The sequence below is a fragment of the Desulfovibrio faecalis genome (assembly GCF_053570625.1).
In genome coordinates this window covers 1,373,138-1,393,585 of sequence record NZ_JBRBQR010000001.1, presented here as the reverse complement: position 1 = coordinate 1,393,585, position 20,448 = coordinate 1,373,138, and the positions used below count along the sequence as shown (strand labels likewise).

24 protein-coding genes are annotated in these 20,448 nt (G+C 60.1%); 18 read left to right on the top strand and 6 right to left on the bottom strand.

Annotated features, from left to right (window positions below; translation table 11 throughout):
- Positions 1 to 19 precede the first annotated feature (19 nt).
- The 5 genes from ACUZ79_RS06170 to ACUZ79_RS06150 form a co-directional block, all read right to left on the bottom strand.
- Positions 20 to 1,246 carry an MdtA/MuxA family multidrug efflux RND transporter periplasmic adaptor subunit gene (locus tag ACUZ79_RS06170; RefSeq protein WP_240824070.1) on the bottom strand — a complete coding sequence of 409 codons (1,227 nt, stop codon included), beginning with the start codon at positions 1,244 to 1,246 and terminating at the stop codon, positions 20 to 22.
- Complete coding sequence (locus ACUZ79_RS06165) at positions 1,246 to 2,817, bottom strand: sensor histidine kinase (RefSeq protein WP_449251016.1); 1,572 nt, start codon at positions 2,815 to 2,817, stop codon at positions 1,246 to 1,248. Before ACUZ79_RS06165 ends, ACUZ79_RS06170 begins: the two co-directional genes overlap by 1 nt.
- On the bottom strand, positions 2,817 to 3,527 hold the full coding sequence (locus tag ACUZ79_RS06160) for a response regulator transcription factor (protein WP_449251015.1): 711 nt from the start codon (positions 3,525 to 3,527) through the stop codon (positions 2,817 to 2,819). Before ACUZ79_RS06160 ends, ACUZ79_RS06165 begins: the two co-directional genes overlap by 1 nt.
- 2 nt (positions 3,528 to 3,529) lie before the next feature.
- Positions 3,530 to 3,979, bottom strand: coding sequence for a NirD/YgiW/YdeI family stress tolerance protein (locus ACUZ79_RS06155; RefSeq protein WP_449251014.1), 450 nt, complete (start codon positions 3,977 to 3,979; stop codon positions 3,530 to 3,532).
- Positions 3,980 to 4,134: 155 nt separating this feature from the next.
- The gene (locus ACUZ79_RS06150) at positions 4,135 to 4,527 is read right to left on the bottom strand and encodes a NirD/YgiW/YdeI family stress tolerance protein (RefSeq protein ID WP_240824062.1); all 393 of its coding nucleotides are present in this window, start codon (positions 4,525 to 4,527) and stop codon (positions 4,135 to 4,137) included.
- Positions 4,528 to 4,735: 208 nt separating this feature from the next.
- Here ACUZ79_RS06150 and ACUZ79_RS06145 point away from each other — a divergent pair, with 208 nt between their 5' ends.
- A complete protein-coding gene (locus tag ACUZ79_RS06145) occupies positions 4,736 to 4,981 on the top strand; it encodes a hypothetical protein (RefSeq protein ID WP_240824060.1) in 246 nt (81 codons plus the stop codon).
- Between the two features lie 168 nt (positions 4,982 to 5,149).
- Here ACUZ79_RS06145 and ACUZ79_RS06140 read toward each other — a convergent pair whose 3' ends face one another.
- On the bottom strand, positions 5,150 to 5,824 hold the full coding sequence (locus ACUZ79_RS06140; protein WP_022658120.1) for a S24 family peptidase: 675 nt from the start codon (positions 5,822 to 5,824) through the stop codon (positions 5,150 to 5,152).
- Positions 5,825 to 6,152: 328 nt separating this feature from the next.
- On the opposite strand from ACUZ79_RS06140, the gene ACUZ79_RS06135 reads away from it, so the two are divergent.
- The 17 genes from ACUZ79_RS06135 (at position 6,153) to ACUZ79_RS06055 (ending at position 20,431) form a co-directional block, all read left to right on the top strand.
- A complete protein-coding gene (locus tag ACUZ79_RS06135; RefSeq protein ID WP_449251013.1) occupies positions 6,153 to 6,407 on the top strand; it encodes a hypothetical protein in 255 nt (84 codons plus the stop codon).
- On the top strand, positions 6,397 to 7,029 hold the full coding sequence (locus tag ACUZ79_RS06130) for a Mor transcription activator family protein (RefSeq protein WP_240824057.1): 633 nt from the start codon (positions 6,397 to 6,399) through the stop codon (positions 7,027 to 7,029). Before ACUZ79_RS06135 ends, ACUZ79_RS06130 begins: the two co-directional genes overlap by 11 nt.
- Positions 7,030 to 7,253: 224 nt before the next feature.
- A complete protein-coding gene (locus tag ACUZ79_RS06125) occupies positions 7,254 to 7,937 on the top strand; it encodes a glycoside hydrolase family 108 protein (protein ID WP_240824055.1) in 684 nt (227 codons plus the stop codon).
- Position 7,938: 1 nt separating this feature from the next.
- On the top strand, positions 7,939 to 8,250 hold the full coding sequence (locus ACUZ79_RS06120; RefSeq protein WP_240824054.1) for a hypothetical protein: 312 nt from the start codon (positions 7,939 to 7,941) through the stop codon (positions 8,248 to 8,250).
- A gap of 81 nt (positions 8,251 to 8,331) precedes the next feature.
- Positions 8,332 to 8,745: a DUF2730 family protein gene (locus tag ACUZ79_RS06115; RefSeq protein ID WP_240824052.1), complete on the top strand. Its 414-nt coding sequence runs from the start codon at positions 8,332 to 8,334 to the stop codon at positions 8,743 to 8,745.
- Positions 8,745 to 9,101, top strand: a complete 357-nt coding sequence (locus ACUZ79_RS06110; RefSeq protein ID WP_240824051.1) for a hypothetical protein — start codon at positions 8,745 to 8,747, stop codon at positions 9,099 to 9,101. Before ACUZ79_RS06115 ends, ACUZ79_RS06110 begins: the two co-directional genes overlap by 1 nt.
- Before the next feature lie 31 nt (positions 9,102 to 9,132).
- On the top strand, positions 9,133 to 10,509 hold the full coding sequence (locus ACUZ79_RS06105; RefSeq protein WP_449251012.1) for a terminase large subunit domain-containing protein: 1,377 nt from the start codon (positions 9,133 to 9,135) through the stop codon (positions 10,507 to 10,509).
- A complete protein-coding gene (locus ACUZ79_RS06100) occupies positions 10,509 to 11,267 on the top strand; it encodes a GNAT family N-acetyltransferase (protein WP_449251011.1) in 759 nt (252 codons plus the stop codon). Before ACUZ79_RS06105 ends, ACUZ79_RS06100 begins: the two co-directional genes overlap by 1 nt.
- A 1-nt stretch (position 11,268) precedes the next feature.
- Positions 11,269 to 13,134, top strand: coding sequence for a portal protein (locus tag ACUZ79_RS06095; protein ID WP_449251010.1), 1,866 nt, complete (start codon positions 11,269 to 11,271; stop codon positions 13,132 to 13,134).
- Positions 13,134 to 13,481: a hypothetical protein gene (locus ACUZ79_RS06090; RefSeq protein ID WP_240824045.1), complete on the top strand. Its 348-nt coding sequence runs from the start codon at positions 13,134 to 13,136 to the stop codon at positions 13,479 to 13,481. Before ACUZ79_RS06095 ends, ACUZ79_RS06090 begins: the two co-directional genes overlap by 1 nt.
- The gene (locus ACUZ79_RS06085; RefSeq protein WP_449251009.1) at positions 13,462 to 14,016 is read left to right on the top strand and encodes a hypothetical protein; all 555 of its coding nucleotides are present in this window, start codon (positions 13,462 to 13,464) and stop codon (positions 14,014 to 14,016) included. Before ACUZ79_RS06090 ends, ACUZ79_RS06085 begins: the two co-directional genes overlap by 20 nt.
- Before the next feature lie 71 nt (positions 14,017 to 14,087).
- Positions 14,088 to 15,080 carry a major capsid protein gene (locus ACUZ79_RS06080; RefSeq protein ID WP_291446322.1) on the top strand — a complete coding sequence of 331 codons (993 nt, stop codon included), beginning with the start codon at positions 14,088 to 14,090 and terminating at the stop codon, positions 15,078 to 15,080.
- Positions 15,081 to 15,180: 100 nt separating this feature from the next.
- Positions 15,181 to 15,624 carry a hypothetical protein gene (locus ACUZ79_RS06075; protein WP_449251008.1) on the top strand — a complete coding sequence of 148 codons (444 nt, stop codon included), beginning with the start codon at positions 15,181 to 15,183 and terminating at the stop codon, positions 15,622 to 15,624.
- Positions 15,625 to 15,706: 82 nt separating this feature from the next.
- Positions 15,707 to 16,297, top strand: coding sequence for a hypothetical protein (locus tag ACUZ79_RS06070; protein WP_240824040.1), 591 nt, complete (start codon positions 15,707 to 15,709; stop codon positions 16,295 to 16,297).
- 41 nt (positions 16,298 to 16,338) lie between these two features.
- Positions 16,339 to 18,015, top strand: coding sequence for a hypothetical protein (locus ACUZ79_RS06065; RefSeq protein ID WP_449251007.1), 1,677 nt, complete (start codon positions 16,339 to 16,341; stop codon positions 18,013 to 18,015).
- Complete coding sequence (locus ACUZ79_RS06060; RefSeq protein WP_449251006.1) at positions 18,015 to 18,398, top strand: phage tail assembly chaperone; 384 nt, start codon at positions 18,015 to 18,017, stop codon at positions 18,396 to 18,398. Before ACUZ79_RS06065 ends, ACUZ79_RS06060 begins: the two co-directional genes overlap by 1 nt.
- Entirely contained in the window at positions 18,389 to 20,431 is a 2,043-nt protein-coding gene (locus ACUZ79_RS06055; RefSeq protein ID WP_449251005.1) for a hypothetical protein, read from the top strand. The genes ACUZ79_RS06060 and ACUZ79_RS06055 overlap by 10 nt, the downstream gene beginning before the upstream one ends.
- Positions 20,432 to 20,448: the final 17 nt, after the last annotated feature.

The following is a 20,448-nucleotide window of genomic DNA, read 5'->3' as shown; positions in this document are numbered from 1 at the left end:
ATCCCGGCAAGGCCGGGCGCTATTCCGCAGGCTGTGCCTTGGGTGTTTCTGCGGAGGCCGTAATTTTCACTTCAATGCCGTCCCGCAGACGGTCAAGACCGTCCACCACAACCTGTTCGCCCGGTTCAAGGCCCTTATCAATAACTGTCAGGGCGTCTGTGGCAATGCCGGGGGTTACGGTCCGCACCGTTACGGCATCCTGCCCCTTGCCGTTCTTGGCCGCCACATAGACGTAAGCCCCGCGCGACCCCAGCTGCACCGCTGAAGTGGGGACTGTGACGGCATTTTTAAGAACGCGTACCTGCAAACGGGCGTTGACGAACTGGTTGGGGTACAAGGCCCCTTCAGTATTGGGAAAACGCGCCTTGAGCTTTACCGTGCCGGTGGAAAGATCAATCTGGTTGTCCAGAGAAAGCAACCCGCCCACGTCAAGCAGGCGTTTCTGCTCCCTGTCCCAGGCCTGTACTGGCAAGGGACGGCGGTCAACATCATCCTCGTGGGCGCGCAGGGCCTGCACGACCAAGGGCACCTGACTTTCCGGCAGGGTGAACACAACATCACAGGGGCTGACCTCGGTGATGCGTACAATGCCGGAGGTGTCAGAGGCTTTTATCATGTTGCCTTCGTCTACATTGCGCAGGCCCAGACGGCCCGACGTGGGGGCCGTGATGCGACTGTAGCTCAGCTGGAGCGCTGCGGAATCCACGGCGGCCTTGTCGGCCTCCACCGTGCCCTCATACTGGCGCACAAGGGCGCGCTGGGTTTCAAACTGCTGTGTCGCAATAAAGTTGCCCTGCGCAAGCTTGGCATAGCGCGCCAGATCCTTGCGGGCATTGTCCAGCTGGGCCTGATCCTTGGCAAGGGTCCCGCGCGCCTGATCCAGCGAGGCCTGGAAAGGCCTGGGATCGATCTCCGCCAGCAAGTCGCCAGCCTTGACCCGCTGCCCTTCCTTGAAATGCAGGCGCTGCAACTGGCCGTCCACACGGCTGGTCACGAGCACGTCGCTTGAGGGCAGCACCGTACCCAGGCCATTGAGGAAATGGGGAACATCCTGAGCCAGGGCGGCGGCAACGCGCACGGGCGGCGTATCCATGCCCATGCCACGGCGCGCCTGATTGCCGCTGAAAAATAAACGCCAGCACAGCAGCGCCACCACTGCCAGCAGCAAAAGCAGCACCCACCGGCGCTTGCCAGAAAACAAGCCAAAAGCAGAGGCCATGCTCTGCCGAGATTGGAGACCGGGCATTATATGTCAACTCCCTGAGATATCTGCGGAAAGATCACGCGAAAGACAGCTTCACTGTCTGCCGGATCTGAAACCATATCAAGCCGCCAGCCAAGCCTTTCGCAGGCTCTGAGCGCCAGAGAAAGGCCAAGTCCACTGCCGCTGACTGCTTTTTGGGTACAGCGCACACCCCTGGCAAAAATATCAACGCCGATGGGGATATACCCGCGATTGCGAACAAGCAGTTCTCCCTGACACAGGGAAACACTGGCGCGCCCATTTTCAGTATACTGGCAGGCATTGTCCAGCAGATTGTTGAACACGATCGCCGCCAGTTCTTTTTGCCCACGAGCCTGCACAGTGGGGGCGATATCAGTCTGCAAGGCCACAGGCGGGCGCTGTTCCGGGCCATGCCCATGCGCTTTTTTGCCAACGATGTGTGGCGCGGCTCTCACGCCAGTTTCAAGAGGATTTGCATGAATAACTGAAACAGGCGGTTGAAAAGATACTTCAGCATGCGCTGAGGTCAAGTCAGAAATACTATCAGGAGCTGTATTGCGCATGCGGGCAAAAGCAGAAGAGCAATGCAACAGGCCGTCCCCTTCCATTTCCCGCACGATCCCCCACAGCAAAGCGCTGCAATCCAGCGCTTGAAATTCTATTTCTTCTGGGCTGCGGGCCAGCATCAGCAAGGTACGCACTGTATTGGACATACGAGCCGTGGTGCGCAACAGCCGCTGCACCACCGGAGCAAGTCTTTCAGCCTGCGGAATACCTTGCAGTTGCAGTTCGAGAATCTCAAGGCCGCCCTGCATGACGGTCAGTGGCGTACGCAGTTCGTGGCTCACATCACCCGTGAAGTTGCTCTCGCGCAAAACAAACCGTTGCAAGGCTTCTTCGCGCGCAGCAATGGCCCGCGCCAATACGCCCACCTCGTCATCAAGCCCGGTCAGCGGGATGGGGGGCATGCCGTCCGGCGTTTCCTGCGCGTGAGCATACATACGTTCCGGGGGGCGGCTTTCCACCGCAGTGGTGAGCCTGCTGAGCGGCCCGGTGAGACGGCGGCTCAGCACGACAGCCAGCACAACCGCCAGCGCAAGACCGCTGACGGCGCAGAGCAACAAAATATGGTTCAGGCGCTGTTTCAGGGCCAAAAAGGCACCCGTGCCGCCAGTGAGCACATAGATGACGTCATCCCTGCGCTCAATGAGAATAAATTCTTCCATGTGGCTGATGAAGTGCAGGCCGTCCGGCATCTCCTGCCACTGCTGCGGCACCTGCTTGCCCACAAGAAAGCGCCAGTGCATGACAACGGCGAGGTCTTCGCCGTAATACAAATTGCCGCCGCCGTTGTCTTCGGCTTCCCAGGCGCGCTTTTCAGCCTCAATAAAGGCTTCCATCACGGGCCTTGCGTGCCAGCCCACAAGGTAGGTTGCCAGCGAATCAAAGGAGAGCCGCCCCACGATGCCCAAGGCCGCGCTCATGATCAGGGCCAGAAACACAAAAGCCGCCAGCAGACGACGGCGGATGCTGGTTCTGCGGCGGGGTACAGCTGCATAGCTGCCTGCGAGCGGTGGTTCTGGCCGGGGCATCAGTCATTGTCTCCGGGGTCGGTGCTCAGACGGTAGCCCACATGCGGCACGGTGTGCAACAAAGGTTCGGCAAAGGGTTTGTCCAGTTCGCGCCGCAACTCATGAATATGAGTGCGCAGGGCACTACCTTCCGGCGGGTCGTCCCCCCAGAGGGCATGCTCCAGGTCTTCACGCCGCACAAGGCCGGGCGCAACGCGCATCAGTTCATCAAGGATACGAAAACCCGTGGGGCTCAGCCGCAGGCGGCGGCCCTGCCGCTCGGCCCAGTGCTCAACAGAATTGAACGTCAGATCCGCATATGTCCACACTGCCCCACCATCGGCGGTATTGCCGGAAGACATGCGCCCACGCCGCAGCAGGGCACGTATGCGGGCCTCAAGCTCCTTGAGGGCAAAGGGTTTGACGAGGTAATCGTCAGCCCCGGCTTCAAGCCCCTGTACCCGGTCAGCCACGGTATCCCTGGCTGTGAGCATAATAATAGGGGTGTGTTTGTGGTGCTTGTCGCGCAGTTCGCGGCACAGGCTTATGCCGTCAATGCCGGGCAGCATTATGTCCAGCACAATACAGTCAAAGTGCTGTTCAAGCGCCATGGCAAGGCCCGTCCTGCCGTTGCGCGCGCAGTCAAGCTCATAGCCCTGCGGCTCCAGAAAGGCATAGAGGTTGGCGAGAATATCCTCGTTGTCCTCCACAAGCAAAAGGGCAACGGCCATTATCAGCGCCTTGCGGGGCCAGTTTTTTGCGCCGGAGCCGCTGATTCAGGCAGGTCCTTTGGCGTTATGGGACCCATGACGGATATGGAATCCACTTCCACCTCATTGGGCCGCTTGCGGTTCCAGTCCACATGGCCTTGCAGGCGCACCTTGTCCTTGGGCGTGATCGTCAGTTGCTCAAAAATCTTGTTGTCGATTTCCACAACGACCTGTCCACTGTGATCCTCAAACAGATAACGGTGCTTGCGGCGGGGCAGCTTTTCCACCAGATGCCCTTCAAGAACGCACGGTGCGTCATCCTGCGCGCCCAGCACGTCAACAGCCCGCGTTACAGTGGCGGCAACGCCTGGCCCTTCAAAACCCGCCGCGACCGGGGCTGATTCCATAGAGATCACAAGGCTGAACGCAAGGAGCAGAAAAAAAAGATACGGGGCGGGGCGCACTGTTTGCATGCTGTTCTCCAGAAAGGCCGGGCTGCGCCGCCGGATGGATTAATGTACTGCGGGGAGTAAAAACAAGAGACAGAAGGTATTTTAAAAGCAGTCCCCGATGCCCGCGCACTGTGGCGCAGCCTGCGGACATCGGGAAATTTCCGCAATTTCGCGGTCTACTGCTGCATTTCAGCCTTACGCACAGCCATCACGCCTTCTTTGCCAGCCTTGACCACCATGACACCGGTCAGGTGAACCTTGCTCTGGGCTTCAATGTGCGCGGCAGCGGCGGCCTTTTTGCCAAGAGCTACGGTCATGCGGCCAGTGCCGTCTTCAAAGACGTAGCGGTTTTTCTTGCCCTGCACTGGTTCCACGATTGTGCCGGTAACGGACACAGGGGTTTTGTTGGCAGCGGCCAATGCCTTGGCTACCGTATCGACCGGAGCGACTTTTGTCACGCCCTTGGCCTTGCGGGCAGCGTGAGGAGCAGCAGGAGCATCGGTGGTGGTTGCGGCAAAGGCCGGAGCGGCGAGCATGAGGGACATGATCATAACGAGCAGATAACGCATATTTCCTCCAGAAAGGTGCTTAAAAAAAATGCAACGCGCCACATGTCGCGTGCGGACTTACATTGCAAATGTGCACGTCAGTAAAACGTTAAGAATGCCCCTCCCTGCCTGTAAAAAAAATATTTCTCTGCTGCGTCTTTCACACGGGTGCCTCCATTAACAGACGCAGTCCTTGTGATGCCGCTTCAAAACTGGTATGGTGGCTTATATGAAAGAGCTTGATCCACACACTATCCGCCCTTGCCTTGTATGCGGCGGCACCAATGTCCATCTGGAATCCATGCTTCCCCCTGGGCGCAGGCAAGAGGTATGGCGCGTTGTCTGTTCTTGCGGGCAAACCTCGCAGCAATGGTCAGTGTCGCAGGGAGCAGCTATCCGCGCATGGAACCGCAACCTTGCCAGCGAACACGACATGGATAAAATCGCCGCCCCCAGCGTTGCCCTCAAGAACTGACAGCAGGCTATCCCACCGCAACCCCGTAGTTGCCCCGGCCATAAGACTCAGGCTTTGTTTTGCCAGTCTCTGTTGGTAAGGCAGATATCTGCCGGCATCGCTTATGCTGCACGCCAACCACGAGCAAAGCCTGCGTGCGTCAGCCGTGGCCGTTGCGTGCTGATTGGCTCAGTCCAGCTCTCGCCCTACCCATACGGCCCTGCCGATGATACGCACCAGGCCGCCCAGTTGCTCACTGGTATCGGCTTCAATAGGGGCGAAATCCGGGTTGATGCTGGTAAGTATGAGCTTGCCCGGCATGGCATCCAGCACCTTAAGATAAACCATATCCTCCACGCCCACAGCGTATATGCGCCCCGGCACTGGCTCACGCTGGCTCTGGTCTATCAGCACCACGTCATTGTTCACAATCCGGGGCTGCATGCTGTCGCCAGAGACGCGCAACAGCACCATTTGCGCAGGATTGCCCTTACGCCGTAAAAAATCCCACCTGAAGGCATAGTGGCGCAACACCTCGCCGCCAGTTTCAAAACTTCCTGTCCCGGCAGAAAGCCGGGCCTCGGCCATGGGAACCATCATAAGCCGCGCTTCGGGCGTGTGCACCATTCCGTTGCCGCAATCACCACGCCCGGCCAGCAGCCAGTCCAGCGAGCACTCAAGGGCATCGGCAAGCCGCACGGCATGGCTGCCCTTGGGCATCTGCCCGTTCTCATACTGCTGAATAGTCGTCAGGCTCAGACCCACCGTGTCTGCCAGTACCTGCTTGTGCAACCCCAAGTTTTCCCTGCGCTGACGCATACGCGCGCCAAAAGCTGATACCAGGGGCGCTTGTGCTTTCTTCATGTTTTTCCCTTGTTGTTTGCTGCCCTGAAGTGCCGGGGCCGTAGATGGCCGACCAGCACGGACCATATTTTCATAAAAAAAACGAGCTGTTTGTACACATCTATATTTGTTTTTAGGTAATTTCAAGTTTTCCTTGAAGTTCAAAGAAAACTTTTAAATCTATGCTGATGAAAGTCATTATTTTGGGCATATTTCAAAATTTATGTAAATAAATTCATATTGTTAAAACTTTTCTTATAAATAAAACTTTTCCTTGACTATCCCCACAAATAGTGATTTTTCTATTTTACGGCCCATTAAATTTAATTTTCTATTTTTGGAGCATAGCATGTCCGCATTTCCTGACGACATCACTAACCTGAGCGCTGTGCTGGATTCCTTACACTCTGGCGAGTGCGCCATCCAGCAGCCTATTCTGCGCTTTGTCATCGAACACATCCGCCTTCTGTCCTGCCAGATGGATAAGGAAATTTCCACGCAGTTCAGTATCTGCCCGCAAACACCGTCCTCAACGCCAGAATCGCCCGCCATCGGCATATCCGCGCGCGTCTGCCAAACTGTGGAGACGCGCCATGACCAATAGGCCCATTGACCCGGCAAAGCCCGATAACAGTCAGCCAGAACTTGTTAAATCTTCAGCAGAAACTTCTGCTCCGGAGGGCGATTCGCGTGTGCGCCGCAAAAATAATCCCGCATGGGGCCATGCCCTGCGCATGGCTGAAACAGAGGAACAGTGGCGCGAGCTTATCAACCATTTGCCCGACAATGCGCGCCAAATATGGAGAGCCCTCAACGACATGAAGCAGTTCTGGGGGGTACTGCGCGCCTTTGGCGGGCAATGCATACGCGTACCGCGCAATGTGCCCAAGGACAGAACGCATCCGCTGCGCAAAACGCTTGGCCTTAAATGCCTGCGCAAGCTCATGGCGACTTTTGGCGGCACAAGCCTGTATGTACCCCGCTGCACAGCTCTTGTGACCCGCCTTCGGCAACATGAGATCGTCAAAGGTTTTTCACGCAGCACTGGGGGCGGTTCAAGCAGTACGGCTGCGGTGTCCAGCCTGGCGCGCCGTCACGGCGTGTCCGACCGCCGCGTATGGCAGATTCTGAAAAAAGAAAGCTCCGTTCCCCCGCAGGCTAAACTTCTGCTGATGCTTGGCGATTCCGCGCAAATTTCTGCCCAGAAGCACGATAATGCGCTGTAAATTAAGCCAAAAGCGACAGACTGCCTGCCCTTAAAAAATTTAAGCCAGCGTTTATGCTGGCTTTTTTTGCCACAAACTCCTCATTTTCCGCAAAAAATCTGCAAAAATAACGCATCCTGCGCCTTTGACACTACTGAATCCTTTCAGTCTTACGCGCGCCCGACTTTTTGGCATGTTCTCCTCACGCCGCTGATTGCGGCGACACCATGCCAAGGAGCCTCATCATGCCCAATCTGTTTGATACCGCCCACGCCTTCACCGCCAGATGGGAAGGCGGCCTCACAGACCACCCCGCTGATCCGGGCGGTCTGACCAAGTACGGGGTTTCCCTGCGCTGGGTGCAGGATCTTGCCCAGCAGGCCCGGCAGGAATGTTTGCACCAGCACAGAAGCTGCGATGGCTGCTCTGCTGCACGCACCCCCAATTGTACGTACAACGGCATTGATCTGGATATGGACGGCGATGTGGACGCTGACGACATCCGCGCCTGCACCAGGCAGCAGGCCGCCGCGCTGTTCAAAAAGCACTTCTGGGATGCCCTTGGTTGCGCCGCCCTGCCACTACCTCTGGCCGTGGCCTTGTACGACGGAGCGGTCAACATGGGGCCAGCCAGGGCAGTGCGCCAGTTGCAGCAGGGCATGAACTCTGTTGGTGAAGCCCAGCTCGACCACTATCGGTCCATTGCCGAGGACGGCATCCCCGGCCCGCGCACTGCAGAACTGGCTGAAGCCCTGGAATCGGCCAACCTCCAGTGGTTTGCCGCCCGGCAGATACTGCGCCTGCGCGATGCCTTTTACCGTGATCTGGCTGCCCGTCGCCCGTCCCTCAAGGTGTTTCTTGAAGGCTGGCGCAACAGGGTTAAGGCACTGGCCCAGTATCTTGCAGAACTTGAACGGGAGGCAAACTGACATGTGGGCACTGCTTGGGAACCTGCTGGGCGGCATCACTGGCGCTGTGGGCAAGATACTGCCCGACCGCAACCGGCAGAACGATGCGCAAAGCCGCATCAACGAGGCTGAGGTGGGCGGCGCGCCCGCAAGCACTTTGCGGCTGTGGCGCTCCTTCCTCGGCTGGATGCTCTCCCTGCTGTTCTGCTGGGAGGTTGCGGGGAGACTTATCATTATTCCCCTGTTTTTTCCTGGCTGGAGCGACCACCTGCCGCCCTCGGCCCTGAACCAGATCATGACCCTGCTGCTGGGCATGCTGGGGCTGGGATTTTAGGCAGGTCTATACGCGCAGCTATCTGACAACCCACTGAGAAAATTTATTTTTGAGCAGGTCAACAGGCCTGGAGGATACGTAATGATGGACATTTTTTCTTCCACAGGGGCAAGCCTGCTTGTTTTGCTTGTGCAGGGGCTGTTTGCCTGGGCCTTGTGGAGCCTGCGCCGGGCCTTTGTACGGCAGGAGGACTACCTACTGCACGTACAGCGCGATACCCGGCGTGAGGCCGCAACCACCCGCAGGCTTAGCGCCATAGAAGAAAACCTGCGGCTCGCCCCCGATACCGCAGACTTAGCAGGCCTGCACAACGAGCTGGCGGCCCTGCGCGGTGAAATTCAGGCGCTCAATGTGCGAATTTCTGGTTTGGACAGGCTGCTTGAGCGGCTTGAGCACAGCTTTGAGCGGCAGGAAGACCGTCTGCGCCTCGTGCCTCAGAGTGGTGCGGCTTTCGCCTGCCGCGCAGGGGCCGATGCGGCGGGAGGTTGCAACTGATGCCCCCTGCAAAACGTAAAGGCTCTTGCCGCAACTCCACCTTGCTCGACAGCCTTGGGCAGCGTCTTGACCTGCTCACCAGCACCCTTAGCGCTGCTGATATTGCGGAAAAAAGTATAGATATTGTCAAAGAAATAAAGGAACTGCATGCAATTCTGCGCTCCCTGCGCGATGAAGCCTCGCCCGATGCCCCGCCCAGGATGGTGGTTGTGTGGGGCGCCCCCCCAAGTGCTGCATCCGGGAGGCTGCCCACAGATTTATCTGGAGCATCGCCCCGGACATCATCCAAGCCGTCAGGAGCATCCGGCAAACCGCCCGTGCAAAAAACTTTGCCGCAATACAGCTCAAGCAACTAACAGTTTCTCTTGAAAAACAAGGATATTTTCCATGTCCCAGCCTGAGCCGCACATTATCCCCTACTGCCCCCGCCCTTTGCAGTGGCGCTTTCATGAGGAGCGCACCCGCTTCTGCGTGCTGCTCTGCCACAGGCGCTTTGGCAAAACAGTAGCGGCGGTCAATGATCTGGTGCGCCAGGCATTGCGCGTGGGCAAACACGACTGGCGGGCAGCCTATGCCGCGCCCTTTCTTGGGCAGGCCAAGGCGGTCGCATGGGACTACTGCAAGCAGTTTGCCGGGGCCGTGCCCGGCACGCGATTTCTGGAAAGCGAGCTTGTCTGCGTGCTGCCCACCGGGGGCCGCATACGCCTGCTGGGAACGGAAAACGCGCAAGCCCTGCGCGGCCTGTATCTGGATGATCTGGTGCTGGACGAGCCGGCAGACATGCCCCGCGAAGTATGGACGCAGGTGCTGCGCCCCATGCTGGCCGACCGTCAGGGCCGCGCGCTTTTCTGCGGCACGCCTCAAGGCACGGACAACCTGCTCTATGACGTGTGGCAGCAGGCAGGCGCTGATGAAGAAGGCATCTGGTCGCGTTTCCGTTTTCCTGCTTCCGAAACCGGTTACCTGCCGCAGCAGGAGCTGGCAGCGGCGCGCCGGGGCATGGATGAGGCCGAGTATCTTCAGGAATTCGAGTGCTCTTTTGCAGCGGCCGTGCGCGGCGCTTACTACGCGCCCCTGCTGGATACAGCAGAACGCGAGGGGCGTATCCGCCCCCTGCCCCACGCTCCGGAGCTTCCCGTGCATACAGCATGGGATCTGGGCATGGATGACGCCACGGCCATCTGGTTTTTTCAGGTGGAGCCATCGGGCTGCTGGCGCATCCTCGACTACTACGAAGCTTCCGGCGAGGGGTTGGCGCACTACGCGCAGGTGCTGGCCGCCAAAGCCCGCCCTGCCGAAACAGCAGAAACAACGGCCCCAAATCTCCCAGATGGAACCATTGCCGGACGCGGATTTGTTTACGGCACCCACATTGCCCCGCACGACATCCGAGTGCGCGAACTGGGCACCGGGCTGAGCCGCTGGGAAAGCGCCGCCCAACTGGGCATACGCTTTACCCTGGCCCCGGCTCTTTCGCTGGCTGACGGCATAGACGCCCTGCGCCGCCAGTTGCCGCGCTTCTGGTTTGATGCGGCAGCCTGCGCCCAAGGCGTAAAGGCCCTGCGGGCATACAGGCGGCGCTGGAAGGCTGGCTCCGCGCAAGGCTCGCAGGCCGCGCAGGCTGGCTCCGGCCCCTTGCACGACTGGGCAAGCCACGCGGCAGACGCCCTGCGGTACGCAGTTACGGGCTTTCGCCCGCAGCAGGAAACAGCCTCTGGCGCGCGCCGCGCCCGCACTGACTACGATTTTTTTGGAGGACGCTGATGCGCTATACCTACGCCCCCATTGTGGATCAACACGCCCGCGATACCGTTTTTGAACGCATGGAGGACGAAGGCCTCACAGCCAGCGCCATGAGTTCCCTGCTCAAGCCCACGCTGGCCCAGTGGCAGACAATCACCGCGCCGGAAAGAGGCGTTTTGCTGGGCTGTTACGGCCCGCCGCCGGAAGCCGCCTCTGCTTACGCGTCCACCCCGGCCCCATTGCTGGCCTGCGCCATGTTCAGTCCCCGCAGGGGGCGGGTGTGGGAGTTTGATTTCACCACCTTTCGTCAATGGGCGCGGCTGGCAGTGCCCATGGCGCACGGGGGCTTGAGCTGGGCTTTTGCAAACCTCGACTGCTCCGCAGTTATGGGGCTTTGCCCGGCCCCCAACCGCCATGCCTGGAGGCTTGCCGAAGCCTGCGGATTTCGCGTGCTCGGGCGCTTGCCCGGCGCATGTCTGCATACCCGCAAAAAAACATGGGTGGACGGCGTACTGGTGCTCTGCACACCGCAGGACTTGTCTGCAATCATTCAACATAAGGAGAACGTCATGGGATTTGGAGGAGGCGGCACGCCCGATGTGCCCGCAGTTGCGCCCGTTCCCAAGCAGGAAGTGGAAAAACCCGTAACCGAGGCCGCCACGGCGGCGCGCCAGAACCAGAAAGACAAAGCCGCCAAGGCGGCTGGCATCAACGGTTCTGTGTACACCAGCCCGCTCAACCGCGCTGATGCAACGCGCAAAACCCTGCTGGGGCAGTAGCGTGGCCGCACACACCCAGAACAGCATCGCGCCTGAGGGGCAGCCCGCCCCTCAGAGTTCCGAACAGAACGCCGCGCAATATGCTGTGGACGTACAGGCCCTTTCCCGGCGGCACGATGCCCTGTTGCGGCGTCGTGCCCCCTGGGACGCGGCATGGCAAAGCCTGGCGGATCATTTTTTGCCCACGCGCTGCCGTCTGAATCCGCAGGTGGACGCGGCGGAAGAAGGCCCCATGCTCAACCGGGGGCTTGTGGACGCCACTGGCATTCTGGCCATGCGTACGCTGGCGGCGGGCCTTCAGGGCGGCCTCACCAGCCCGGCAAGGCCGTGGTTCCGGCTGAGCCTTGACGATGCAGATCTGGCCCGCAGCCGCCCCGGTCAGGCATGGCTGGACGAAGTCGCCAACCGGATGCGCACCGTGTTTCAACGGTCAAACTTCTACAATGCCATGCACACCATGTATGGCGAGCTGGGCACCTTTGGCACGGCCTTTGTTTTTGAGCTGGCCGACCCACAGCACGGCTTCCGCTTTATCCCCTTGTGCGCGGGAGAGTACGCGCTGGACTGCGATGCAACGCGGCGGGTGGACACGGTGTTCCGCCGCAGCGCCATGACCCTGCGCCAGATCGTTCAGGCATTCGGCCCCTCGGCCTTGCCCGAAACCCTGCGCGAGGCGGCCCGTCGCAATCCCGAGGAGCGGCGCAACGTCATTCAGGCAGTCTATCCGCGCGAAAACACGCAGCACGGGCTGGCTGACGCAAGCCGCATGCCCGTTGCTTCCGTCTACTGGCTGGAAGGACACGACGGCAACCGCCATGCCCTTAAGGTTTCAGGCTTTCGCTCCTTCCCGGGCTTTGGCCCGCGCTGGGATGTGGCGGGCAACGATGTGTACGGGCGTTCGCCCGCCATGGACGCCCTGCCCGACTGCCGCATGCTGCAACAGATGGGCGTCACTACGCTCAAGGCCATCCACAAGGCGGTTGACCCGCCCATGAGCGTAGCTGCGGGCCTGCGCTCCGTAGGGCTTGATCTCACCCCCGGCGGCGTCAACTACGTGGACAGCGCGCCGGGTCAAAGCCCTCAGGCGGCAACGCCCCTGTTGCAGATAAACCCCGACCTCGCCACCGCACGAAAGGCCATGGAGTCGGTTCAGGATCAGATACGCAAGGGGCTGTACAACGACCTCTTCAAGCTCATCCTTGACGGACGCAGCGGTGTAACAGCCAGCGAAATCGCAGCGCGGGAGGAGGAAAAGCTGGTGCTCGTTGGCCCTGTGCTGGAGCGCCTGCACGATGAGCTGTTCATTCCGCTCATGGACCGCACCTTTGAATGCATGCGCGATCTGGACATGCTGCCGCCGTGCCCGCCAGAGCTGGCGGGCCGCCGCCTGCGCGTGGAGTTTGTATCCCTGCTGGCGCAGGCCCAGAAGCTGGTGGGCATCAATGCGGCAGACCAGTACATGGCCCTGACCCTCAAGGCGTCCAGCGCTTGGCCCGAAGCCCTGGACACCCTCAATGTGGATCATCTGCTGGATAGTTATGCGGAAAGTCTGGGCCTGCCCGTGAGCCTCACGCGCTCGCCGGAGGAACGCCAGCAGTTGCGCGCCGCCAGGGCTGATGCCGCCCAGACGCAGGCCATCACAGAAGCCCTTGGCAAGGGGGTGGATATGGTGCGCCAGCTCTCGCAAAGCCCGCTTTCCGGCCCGGACGGCAAACAGGGCAGCGTGCTGGACGGCATCACGCGGCTGCTGCGCAATGCCCTGCCGGGAGGACTTGCCCGCGCTGAACATACGAAAAAGGCACAGGCAACAGGACAGGCGGCGCAGCGGGACGAGCCTCAGGGCGCAAAACCGGAGGAACATCGGTGATGGATGTTTTTGCCCCATATGAACAGGTCAAACAACAAGCGCATCAGCATACCGCCAACCGCGCCCAGACGTTCGATGCGGCCATGCGAGCCGCAGTGGACGCGCTAATGGCCCAGCCTCAGGGCCGCGTACTGCTGCGCTGGCTGCTGCATCTGTGCCGCAACTTCAGTGCCGAGGATGTGGGCAATGCACCCGAATCCTGCCAAAGCGCACGCCTTTTTTACGCAGAGGGCCAACGCATGATCGGCATGCGCCTTATGCGCCTCATGCAACAGGCAAACCCCGGGCATTTGCCCAAGCTGCTGCAAACCAAGGAGAACGATGCTCATGATCTCGACACCTTCTGAGGCTTCCTCCACTGCCGAAAACGCCTTTTCCTCTGCGAACGGTTTGTCCGGCGCAGACCAGAGCAATGGAGGAACAGGCGGCACCGCCCCTGCCGCCGCAACGCCACCGACTGCCGCTGGCACAGAAAATCCCGCCCAGGCGAATGAACAGGCCAAGTCACAGACCCATCCACAGGCTGACCCCTTCGCCCAGCGCCTGCGCGAGCATGAGGCAGGCCAGCGCCACCAGTGGCAGGAGCAGGTCAACAAATGGCGCAAGGAGGCCACGGAAGACCCGCAGATCGGCGGCGCAAACCTGCCCGCCACTGTTGCCCGCGCCCAGCTTGCTCTTGACCGGTTTGATGAAAGCAAGCGCATCGGCCAACTGCTGGAACAGACCGGCTACGGCAACAACCCTGACGTGCTGCGCTTTTTCAACCGACTTGCCGATGCCCTCATGGAGGATGGGCTGGTGCAGGGACAAGCGGGCGGCTCCATGCCGCCGCTTGAAGAGCGCATGTACGCGGGCTGGAGTTCGCGTAGTGGAAGCATCTGATTTACGCCCCTGCAAGTAGCATGGCCCAGCAACAAAATTTTTTGAGCAACCTGCAAACAGACGAGGGTATTATGGCTAATTCCATGGGTTTGGTGGTGTCCCTGGCCGAGATGGAGCAGTTCTACCGTGGCGACAAGGCCGGGCAGATCATCGAACTGATGAACAAAACCAACGACATCATGGACGATGTGCTCTGGATGGAATCCAACCAGAGCGACGGCCACCTCACCCGCATCCGCACCGGGCTGCCCGAAGTTTACTGGCGCAGGCTGTATCAGGGCACGCCGCCCTCCAAGTCGCAGTGGAGCCAGGTCAAGGAAGGTTGCGGTATCCTTGAAGCCATCATGGAACTGGACGTGGAAGAACTGCGCCTCTACGGCAGCCGCGACAAAGCCTTTCGCATGAGCGAAGGCGTGGCCTTTGCCGAAGCCATGCGCCAGAAAGTGGCCACCACCCTCTTTTACGGCAACAGCAATCTGAATCCTGATGAATTCAACGGCCTTGCCATGCGCTATCCCGCGCTGGACGCCAAAAACGTGCTCGATGCGGGCGGGCGCGACGAGAACGGCTGCACCTCCCTGTGGCTTGTCTCTTGGGGCGCGCAGTCGGTGCATGGCGTCTACCCCAAGGAGAGCAACGGCGGCCTCTCGCACGAAGACCTCAAAACCTACATGGCTCAGGACCCGGACGGCCGCAAATATCAGGTGGTGGGCGACAAATACAACTGGCGTTGCGGCCTTGCCGTGCGCGACTGGCGCGGCATCGTGCGCATCGCCAACCTGCCCGTGGCCTCTCTCGGCAAGCGCAAGGGGCAGAGCGGCTTTGTGGATATGCAAAAGCTGACCATCGAGGCCAAGAACCTCATGCCCCAACACCTGCGCCAAAAGGCCGTGTGGTATGCCAATGCCGACGTGCTCACCGCCCTTGAGTTGCAGAATTCCGATGCGGGCAACGTGCAGTTGCAGTACGGCGAATTTTTTGACTCCAAGGCCGTGCCTGTGCTGCATGGTCGCCCCGTGCGCCAGTGCGACGCCGTGCTCTCCAGCGAAGGCGTGGTGGCCTAGCCACAATCTTTTGTAACGCGCGGAAGCCCTTGCCGGAGCTTCCGCGCAGTACCCAGCCCTTTTTTCGCTGCTCTTCACCTATTCCGCCAAAGGAGTTTTCATGGCTATTATCGACCGCAATTCCGTGTTTTTTGAAGGCCCCCTTACCGCCAACGCCACGGGACAGCCTGTGGCCCTTACCGGCCTGAAGCTTCCCGGGCGCATGGAGCCCATGCCCCTGCGGCTTTCTGTTACCGAAGCTTTTGCCCCGGCTGAAACGCAAAGCCTCACCATCTGCATGGAGGAGGCGGATCACGCCGACGGCCCCTGGTCTGCCGTTCCCGGCGCTTCGGTGACGGTGCACAACCCGACGGAAGCTCCCGGCCTCGGCCTTGGCGCGCGCCCTTACCTGCGATTTTTGCCCCAGGGCGTGCGCAAGAGCTGGCTGCGTCTGACCTTCGCCGTCACGCCCGTTGACGGTAAAACAGTAAGCAAGGGACGCATCTTTGCCGCCCTCACGCGGGAGGAAGACCTGCCCTACGAATCTGCCATCATGGCTGGCTAAAACACAGCCCGTCAGTCTACAGCCTCCGGCCCCCTGCGGGGCAGGCTGGAGGCTTTTTCTCCACTTCATCACAGGAACTGCCATGACCATCAGCCAGATAAGCGTGTGGAACCGCGCGTTGGGCTTTCTGGGGACGCGCAGTGTTGCCTCGGAGCAGGAAAATACGCCAGAGGCCCTGCAATGCCGCCTGTATTGGGATTCCGCCCGGCGACAGGTGCTGCGCGATTTTCCCTGGAGTTTTGCCCAGCGCAGAACATGGATGGCCCTTGTGCCGCTGCCCGAAGGCTATGCGCCGGAATTCCGTTTTGCCTACGCCCTGCCCGATGACTGCCTCAAGGTGCACGAGGTGCGCCACGAGGGCATTACGGCCCGCCCCTTCTGCCTTGCGCAGAATGCTGCGGGCGATGGCTCGCTGCTGCTCACCGATGCAGCGCGCGCCCTTGCCCTGTACACGGAAGATGTGCGCAACAGTCGCCTTTTTGATGACCTCTTCGCGCACATGCTGGCCCGCAAGCTGGCAGCTCTCATAGCAGCCCCATTGCTTAAAGGCAGCAGCCAGAAGGCAGCCGAGCTGGAGCAACTCTACGCCGCAAGCCTGCCCCCGGCCCGCAGCGCCGCCGCGTCTGAACGCAGTGACCGCCCTGTGGAAGACCCCTGGCTTGCCGTGCGCTGAACGCGCCCAGCAATCACAGCAAAACCCGCAAGGAGCGAGGTATGACCCTGCCATACAGCCCCAGCCGCGCCGTGTATGAAGGCAATGGCGCAGCAACATCCTTTCCCTTTGCCTTCAAGGTCTGGAGCACAGACCAGCTTAACATCAGCATCACATCGCCCAAAGCGGAAACCTCCCCTGCCCAGGGCTGGACAGCCAGCATCGGCGAGAGCGGCGGCACCGTGACCTATCTGCACAATGGAGCGCCCCTGCCCGCAGGCTGGCGGCTTGCCATAGTACGCAACATGCCCTTTGCGCAGGGCATAGACCTCATATCTGCCTCACGCTTTGATCCGCAAGTCATAGAAGACGGGCTGGATCAGGCCACGGCGGAACTTCAGCAACTGAACGAAAAACTCGCACGCGCTGTCATTATGCCTGCCACCAGCGGCAAATCGCCGGAAGAAGTGGTTGCATCCATCTATGCCAGCCGTGATGCAGCAGCCCAAAATGCCACCACCGCCGAGCACTTTGCCGCTGACGCAGCGGCGAGCGCAGCCACAGCCGCTCAAACGGTGGCCGAAGCGGCAGAAGCAAGCGTGAGCGCCGCCACTGCACAGGCTGATATTGCAGCGGCAAGCGCCCAGACTGCCCAAACTGCCGCATATGCGGCGCAACAGGCCGTGCCGGACAACTTGCTCAGCCGCATGGCAGACGCGGAAGCAAAAAACACCCGGCAGGATGCGCGGCTGGATGCTGCGGAGCAAGGCATCACCGCCATCAGCACAATCCTGATCGGCAGCATTATGAGCGTGATGGCGGCAGAGGGCTACGTGCCCAACGGCACTGTTCCGGCCGATGGCTGCGAGTACACGCGTGAGCAGTTCAGGGAGTTTTACGACACGTATCTTGCTGGCGGCAAACTGCTCACCTGCACATATGCCGCCTTCGCCGCCCAGGTGGCTTTGACGGGCAACTGCGCCAAATTCGCATTGGACACCACAGCCCAAAAGTTCAAGGTGCCGCTGCTGAAAAACGGCGATTCCATCACGCATGCCGCCAGTTCCACAGAGCTGGGTAAGAGCGTCAAGGCCGGGTTGCCTAACGCAACGGGTACCTTGGGTTATATCTTTGGGCGTGATTCCGGCACAAACTATAGTGTTCATTCTGGAATTTTTGCGCAGGCAAGCGAAACTACCAGATTTGCAGGTGGGGGTGGGGAGGCCTCTGTAGTGTCCGTGGACTTGTCACGAAGTAGTGCTATCTACGGCAACTCCACCACAGTCACCGATGAACAGGTACGCCTGCGGCATTTTGTCGTTCTGGCATCCGCGCAGAACAGCGCCAGCGTGTTCGACTGGTCGAATTACATGGCAGGCCTGGCGGGCAAGGCCAACCTGGATATGGATAACCTTACGGCAGCAGGCTCCGGCAAGGTGGCGAACTACGCTAAGCTTAGCCAGCGTGCAATTTCAATTGTATTTCCCGGTTATGGTCAGTGGACAGCAGCAGCACCTGCTAGTGGTTGTATAAAACTTGTGGGAATATCCACTGCAGCTGGACAATATTTACGCGGGTCACGAGCCTCATATACGTTTGACCATATAGTGTGGGCATCTGGCGCGTCGCAGACTTGCATTATTGAGGTTCCGGTTCGTAAAAATGATCCAGTCTTTGTTGAAGGGAATATGCCAAACGGTCTGGCGGCACAGTTCACTTACGATGAGGGGGCATTTTGATGTCTACATACGTAATTAAAAATGCCGCTGGTGATATTGAGATGTGGGACGCGCAGCCATTCCCCGGCAGCACGTTGGTGGATTATGAGGTGGCGCGCGGATGGGACGGCAAGCCGTATAAGGCCGGGGAAGAACCGCCACGGCCTGCGGAAGCTATCTTTGAATCCCTGCGCGCCGCTCGTGATGTGCGGCTTGCAGCTACGGACAAGTATCTGCTGGCCGACTACCCTATCCGCGCGGACAATCTGGCGCTTGTCAAGACATACCGGGCCGCCCTGCGCGCCCTGCCCGAACAGCCGGGCGCGCCGTGGGATGGCGGCGGCGAGGCTACCCCCTGGCCGGATACTCCTGACATTTTGCAGACGGAACAGTCATGCGCATAGCCCTGCAAAACTTTACCGGCGGCGAAATATCGCCCACGCTCTCGGCCCGGTATGACCTTTCCCGATACCGCAACTGCGTTGCCTGCATGGAAAACATGCTCCCCGGCCTGCACGGTGACGTGGCCAGACGGCCCGGCACCCGCTTTCTGGCTGAGCTTGGGGCGTATTCCGTGTTGCTCCCCTTCACCTTCAGCGCGCATCCAAGCCAGAATTTTCTTCTGGTTTTTGGCGAAAAAACCCTGCGCATTGCTACAGTTGCCGGATTCTCCACGGCACCTGTCATGGCGACCCCCTATGCGGCGGAAGATCTGCTTTCGCTCTGCCACGCGCAGGTGGGTGATGTGGTCTATCTGGCCCACCAGAAATATCCGCTGCACAAAATAGTGCGGCGCGACGCACCGGGTGGAAACTATACCTGGAGCCTGGAACAGGTAAAACTGAACACATCCCTGCCCGTCCCCGCCGCACCCACGCTGGCCTTTACTGGCAGCGGCGGTTCATACACCCTGCGGTACAATGTGGCGGCGGTGGATGGCAACGGCAGGCAGTCCCTCGCCTCGCCAGCAGGTGAATGCAAAGGGGCGCGGCACCCCTCCGACTGGGTGGTGGGCAACAGCACAACCATAAGCTGGCCTGCCGTTCAAGGCGCTGCGGAATATAACGTTTACCGCGAGGAAGCGGGCTACTTCGGATTTATCGGCGTTGCCTCCGGCACCAGTTTCAGCGACCAGAACTACAAGGCCGACACCACAGACACGCCTCGCGAAGACTGGAATCCTTTTGCCGACAACAACAATCCCGGCGTGGTGGCCTTTCACCAGCAGCGCATGGTGCTTGCCGCCACCCCCGGCACGCCGCAGGCATTTTACATGTCTCGCACTGGAGATTTTGAATCCTTCCGCAAGTCGCGCCCCTTGCAGGATGATGATCCGGTGGAATACCTCATCGCCTCCGGCTCCATAGACTCTGTAACCTGGGTTGCCAGCTTCGGCGATCTTCTGGTGGGCACCTCCGGTAGCGAATACAAGGCCAGCGGCGGCGATGGATCGGCCATCACGCCCCAGAAGGTCAGCATCACCGCCCAGTCGTACTGGGGCAGCGCGGGGCTTGCACCCATCATCATCGGCAACTCGGTGCTGCATGTGCAGCGCCACGGCTCGCGAGTGCGCGATCTTTTCTATTCGCTGGAAAAAGACGGCTATTCTGGCAACGATCTTTCCATTCTTGCGCCTCACCTGTTTGAGGGGCACACCATCAAACAGTGGGCCTATCAGCAGACCCCCGGCTCAACCATCTGGTGCGTGCGCGATGACGGCCTGCTGCTGGGTTTTACCTACATGAAGGAGCACGACATCTGGGGATGGTCGCGCCATGTGACAGACGGCGAGGTTATTTCTGCCGCAACAGTGGCGGATCAGGACGGCGACGCGCTGGCCCTTGTGGTGCGCCGCACCATTGCAGGCCGGACGCGCTATTTTCTCGAGCGGCTGGCCCCGGTCTGGGCCGACAGCCAGCCCATTGCCGAAGCCTATTTTGTGGATTGCGGCCTTGGCATCCGCACAGATACGCCAGCTTCAACCGTGAAAGGCCTGGAGCATCTGGAAGGCTGCGCGCTTTCCGTACTGGCGGACGGCAGCCCTGTGGAGGGCTGCGTGGTGCGTAATGGCCGCATAGAGCTGCCCTACGCGGCCTCCGTGGTGCAGGCAGGCCTGCCGTATGTATCAGTGCTCTCCCCTCTGCCTGTTGAGGGTGACTTCAATTCCGGCACAACACTGGCGCAGGGGCGGGCCTACGGTTCCTGCTCTCTACGCCTGTATCGCAGCGTAGGCGGGCAATACGGCCCCAGCCGCAACGAACTGTACGACCTGCCTTTCATGCCGGAGCACTGGGGCGAGGCCGTGCAACCCTTCTCTGGCGACATGGCATGCGCTCCCAGCGGCGGTTGGGACAATCAGACAAGCATCTGGCTGGTGCAGCGGCGGCCCCTGCCCTTTCGCATTCTTGCGCTCACGCTGGACATAACCTTTGCCTGATGCGGCAAGAGGAGCAA

Bases quoted from the DNA above. Each gene is read 5' to 3' on its own strand.
- ACUZ79_RS06145 (WP_240824060.1), top strand. From the start codon at position 4,736: ATGAAAGAGCTTGATCCACACACTATCCGCCCTTGCCTTGTATGCGGC.
- ACUZ79_RS06100 (WP_449251011.1), top strand. From the start codon at position 10,509: ATGCGCTATACCTACGCCCCCATTGTGGATCAACACGCCCGCGATACC.
- ACUZ79_RS06055 (WP_449251005.1), top strand. From the start codon at position 18,389: ATGCGCATAGCCCTGCAAAACTTTACCGGCGGCGAAATATCGCCCACG.
- ACUZ79_RS06075 (WP_449251008.1), top strand. From the start codon at position 15,181: ATGGCTATTATCGACCGCAATTCCGTGTTTTTTGAAGGCCCCCTTACC.
- ACUZ79_RS06065 (WP_449251007.1), top strand. From the start codon at position 16,339: ATGACCCTGCCATACAGCCCCAGCCGCGCCGTGTATGAAGGCAATGGC.
- ACUZ79_RS06090 (WP_240824045.1), top strand. From the start codon at position 13,134: ATGGATGTTTTTGCCCCATATGAACAGGTCAAACAACAAGCGCATCAG.
- ACUZ79_RS06120 (WP_240824054.1), top strand. From the start codon at position 7,939: ATGTGGGCACTGCTTGGGAACCTGCTGGGCGGCATCACTGGCGCTGTG.
- ACUZ79_RS06155 (WP_449251014.1), bottom strand. From the start codon at position 3,979: ATGCAAACAGTGCGCCCCGCCCCGTATCTTTTTTTTCTGCTCCTTGCG.
- ACUZ79_RS06125 (WP_240824055.1), top strand. From the start codon at position 7,254: ATGCCCAATCTGTTTGATACCGCCCACGCCTTCACCGCCAGATGGGAA.
- ACUZ79_RS06130 (WP_240824057.1), top strand. From the start codon at position 6,397: ATGACCAATAGGCCCATTGACCCGGCAAAGCCCGATAACAGTCAGCCA.
- ACUZ79_RS06080 (WP_291446322.1), top strand. From the start codon at position 14,088: ATGGCTAATTCCATGGGTTTGGTGGTGTCCCTGGCCGAGATGGAGCAG.
- ACUZ79_RS06140 (WP_022658120.1), bottom strand. From the start codon at position 5,824: ATGAAGAAAGCACAAGCGCCCCTGGTATCAGCTTTTGGCGCGCGTATG.
- ACUZ79_RS06170 (WP_240824070.1), bottom strand. From the start codon at position 1,246: ATGCCCGGTCTCCAATCTCGGCAGAGCATGGCCTCTGCTTTTGGCTTG.
- ACUZ79_RS06135 (WP_449251013.1), top strand. From the start codon at position 6,153: ATGTCCGCATTTCCTGACGACATCACTAACCTGAGCGCTGTGCTGGAT.
- ACUZ79_RS06105 (WP_449251012.1), top strand. From the start codon at position 9,133: ATGTCCCAGCCTGAGCCGCACATTATCCCCTACTGCCCCCGCCCTTTG.
- ACUZ79_RS06110 (WP_240824051.1), top strand. From the start codon at position 8,745: ATGCCCCCTGCAAAACGTAAAGGCTCTTGCCGCAACTCCACCTTGCTC.
- ACUZ79_RS06165 (WP_449251016.1), bottom strand. From the start codon at position 2,817: ATGCCCCGGCCAGAACCACCGCTCGCAGGCAGCTATGCAGCTGTACCC.
- ACUZ79_RS06070 (WP_240824040.1), top strand. From the start codon at position 15,707: ATGACCATCAGCCAGATAAGCGTGTGGAACCGCGCGTTGGGCTTTCTG.
- ACUZ79_RS06115 (WP_240824052.1), top strand. From the start codon at position 8,332: ATGATGGACATTTTTTCTTCCACAGGGGCAAGCCTGCTTGTTTTGCTT.
- ACUZ79_RS06150 (WP_240824062.1), bottom strand. From the start codon at position 4,527: ATGCGTTATCTGCTCGTTATGATCATGTCCCTCATGCTCGCCGCTCCG.
- ACUZ79_RS06085 (WP_449251009.1), top strand. From the start codon at position 13,462: ATGATCTCGACACCTTCTGAGGCTTCCTCCACTGCCGAAAACGCCTTT.
- ACUZ79_RS06160 (WP_449251015.1), bottom strand. From the start codon at position 3,527: ATGGCCGTTGCCCTTTTGCTTGTGGAGGACAACGAGGATATTCTCGCC.
- ACUZ79_RS06060 (WP_449251006.1), top strand. From the start codon at position 18,015: ATGTCTACATACGTAATTAAAAATGCCGCTGGTGATATTGAGATGTGG.